The sequence below is a fragment of the Mesorhizobium sp. M7A.F.Ca.CA.003.01.2.1 genome, assembly GCF_003998945.1.
In the GTDB taxonomy this organism is placed as follows: Bacteria; Pseudomonadota; Alphaproteobacteria; order Rhizobiales; family Rhizobiaceae; genus Mesorhizobium; species Mesorhizobium ciceri.
Window position 1 is genome coordinate 1 of the sequence record NZ_RZRA01000769.1, and the last position, 2,832, is coordinate 2,832.

Genomic DNA, 2,832 nt, shown 5'->3' on the forward strand with positions numbered 1-2,832 from the left:
CTGGAGCACATGCTGACCGAGGCCAGCCAGATGCTGTCGGGCATGTCGCGCGGCGCCGGCCTGGTGCTGGCCGCCAAAAACGAGGTGGCGCTGAAGCACATCGAATTCATCCAGCTTGAGCCGACGAAGGCGCTGGCGGTGCTGGTGTCGCAGAATGGCGACGTCGAAAACCGCGTCGTCGACCTGCCCGCCGGGATCACCGTCTCGCAACTGCACGAGGCCTCGAATTTCCTCAACGCCCATATACGCGGCCGCACGCTGGCCGAGGCGCGGATCGAGATCGCTCGCATCAAGGAAGAAACCAGGGCCGCGCTCGACACGCTGTCGCAGGACCTGGTGGAGAAGGGGCTGGCGGTGTGGGCCGGCGCCGACAGCGGCCTGCCGGCACGGCTCATCGTGCGCGGGCGTGCCAATCTGCTTGAAAACGTCACCGCCCAGGCCGACATCGAGCTGCTGCGCCATCTGTTCGAGGACATGGAGACGCAGGACGGGCTTATCCAGCTGCTTGACCTCGCCGAGCAGGGCTCGGGTGTGCGCATCTTCATCGGCTCGGAAAACAAGCTGTTTTCGCTGTCGGGCTCGTCGCTGGTCGTCGCCCCCTATCGCGACAAGGATGCCCGCGTCGTCGGCGCGCTCGGCGTCATCGGCCCGACCCGGCTGAATTACGCGCGCATCGTCCCAATGGTCGACTATACGGCGCAGCTGATTTCACGCATGCTGCGCTGAGCTGATCCAACCGAGGAGACGACGATGGCGCTCGAAGAATTCAAGGCCCGGATCAGCCTGCTGCTCGAGGAGATGGTCAACCAGCCGGAAGACCAGCACGAGATCCAGGAGCAGCTGCGCGAAAAACTGCAGGAAATGCGCGCCATGGGCCTGCCGCTGCCGGCTGACCTCGTCGAGTTGGAAAAACGCCTCGACGACGATTTCTACGCCGCCGGGACCTGAACCGGAAAACCGCAAGCTTCCTTCACCTCATCGTGTGCCGTGGAACGATCGACGAAACCGGTCGTTCCTGTTTTCACGCCCGAACACTGGAGGACCGAATGATGCGTTTTGCCGGCCCGGCACTTTCCGCCGCACTGTTTGTCTCGACCGCTTCATTCGCCCAGCAGGCGGACGAACCGGTACTGAAAGGCGCGGCTGCCTTCGGCGACTGGCGAGCGGACAAGCCGGGCACCCGCCGGCTGATCAGACCGGATGATCTGCCCAAGCCCAATGCCACCCGGTCGACCTCGAACAGCGCCGGCATCGCGGACATGCCGGCAGACGCGAAGCTGCAACTGCCGCCGGGGTTCTCGGCCGAGCTGGTTGCATCGGGCATCGACAATCCACGCGTCGTGCGCGTCGCGCCGAATGGCGACCTGTTCGTCGCCGACAGCAAAGCCAACCAGGTCCGCATCTATCGCCTCGCCGAAGGCAGTGCGAAGCCGGCGCAGGACGGCATCTTTGCCGGCAATCTCAACCGACCCTATGGCATTGCCTTCTATCCGCCGGGCCCTGACCCGCAATGGGTCTATGTCGCCAACAGCGACAGCATCGTGCGCTTTGCCTACCGCAATGGCGAACTGAAGGCCTCCGGCGACCCGGAAACCATCGTCGGCAACATCCCCGCCAGTCATCACTGGACCCGCGATATCGCCTTCTCGCCGGACGGCAAGACGCTTTACCTTTCGGTCGGCTCGGGATCGAATGTCGCCGAGGACATGGGCCGGGAGCCGAAAGGCGGACTCGATGCCTGGGCGAAATCGCAGCCGCTGGGTGCAGCCTGGGGTTCTGAAGACGGCCGCGCCGACGTGCTGACCTTCGATCCCGATGGCAAGAACGGCCGCATCTTTGCCGCCGGCCTGCGCAACTGCTCGGGTATGACCGTGCAGCCGGCGACCGGCGCGCTGTGGTGCGTCGTCAACGAACGCGATGCGCTTGGCGACAATGTGCCACCCGAATACGCGACCGTGGTCAAGGAGGGTGCCTTCTATGGCTGGCCCTGGTACTATATCGGCAACAATGAGGATCCGCGCCACAAGGGTGAGCGCCCCGATCTTGCCGGCAAAACGACCGTTCCCGATGTGCTGATGCAGGCGCATTCGGCGCCGCTCACCATCGCCTTCTACGAGGGGAAGAGCTTTCCAGCTGAATACAAGGGCGATGCGTTCGTCGCTCTGCATGGTTCATGGAACCGCGGCAACAGGACCGGCTACAAGGTGGTGCGGTTGCTGTTCAAGGACGGCAAGCCGACCGGCGCGTATGAGGATTTCATCACCGGCTTCGTCGTTTCCAACGGTGAGGTCTGGGGCCGGCCGGTCGGCGTGGCGATTGCGAGCGACGGTGCGCTGATCGTCAGCGAGGACGGCAACGGCACCATCTGGCGTGTCACCCATGGCGACGGTCCGTCCTGATCTGCTCAGGTAACGCAGGCCCCCTCACCCGGATTGCCAACCGAATTGCGAAGAGCAATTCGGGAACAATCCGACCTCTCCCCGAGGGGAGAGGAGTCAGCAGACGCTGGCGCCCGTCTCTTCTCCCCTCGGGGAGAAGGTGGCCGCGAAGCGGCCGGATGAGGGGGCTTCGTAAGGCGAGCCCTCGATATCTGGTGCAATGGAATCCGGCCCCAGGGAATTCAATCTTGGCCTGTCCCATGCAATAAAACGCTCTGATCCGAGACCAGTGCCATGACCCTTACCGGATTCCTCGCCTATAGTGCGGCCCTCGGCATCGCCGCCGCGATTCCTGGTCCCGGCATCACCGCGCTGGTCGCCCGTGCGCTCGGCTCAGGCTTCCGCTCGTCGCTGGCGATGTCGTTTGGCCTGATGGTTGGCGACATCACCTATC

General features: G+C 64.1%; 3 protein-coding genes and 1 pseudogene. All 4 read left to right on the top strand.

Annotated features, from left to right (window positions below; genetic code table 11):
- Window positions 1-726: heat-inducible transcriptional repressor HrcA (locus EN969_RS25205; protein WP_164758475.1), on the top strand; the 726-nt coding region annotated here is incomplete at its 5' end.
- Between the two features lie 24 nt (window positions 727-750).
- Window positions 751-948, top strand: coding sequence for a hypothetical protein (locus tag EN969_RS25210; RefSeq protein ID WP_023814156.1), 198 nt, complete (start codon window positions 751-753; stop codon window positions 946-948).
- Between the two features lie 98 nt (window positions 949-1,046).
- On the top strand, window positions 1,047-2,399 hold the full coding sequence (locus EN969_RS25215; protein WP_082826610.1) for a sorbosone dehydrogenase family protein: 1,353 nt from the start codon (window positions 1,047-1,049) through the stop codon (window positions 2,397-2,399).
- A gap of 273 nt (window positions 2,400-2,672) precedes the next feature.
- Window positions 2,673-2,832: pseudogene (locus tag EN969_RS36255) on the top strand (LysE family translocator); the annotation flags it as partial.

Coding starts and splice junctions, on each gene's coding strand:
- EN969_RS25210 (WP_023814156.1), top strand. CDS start 751: ATGGCGCTCGAAGAATTCAAGGCCCGGATCAGCCTGCTGCTCGAGGAG.
- EN969_RS25215 (WP_082826610.1), top strand. CDS start 1,047: ATGATGCGTTTTGCCGGCCCGGCACTTTCCGCCGCACTGTTTGTCTCG.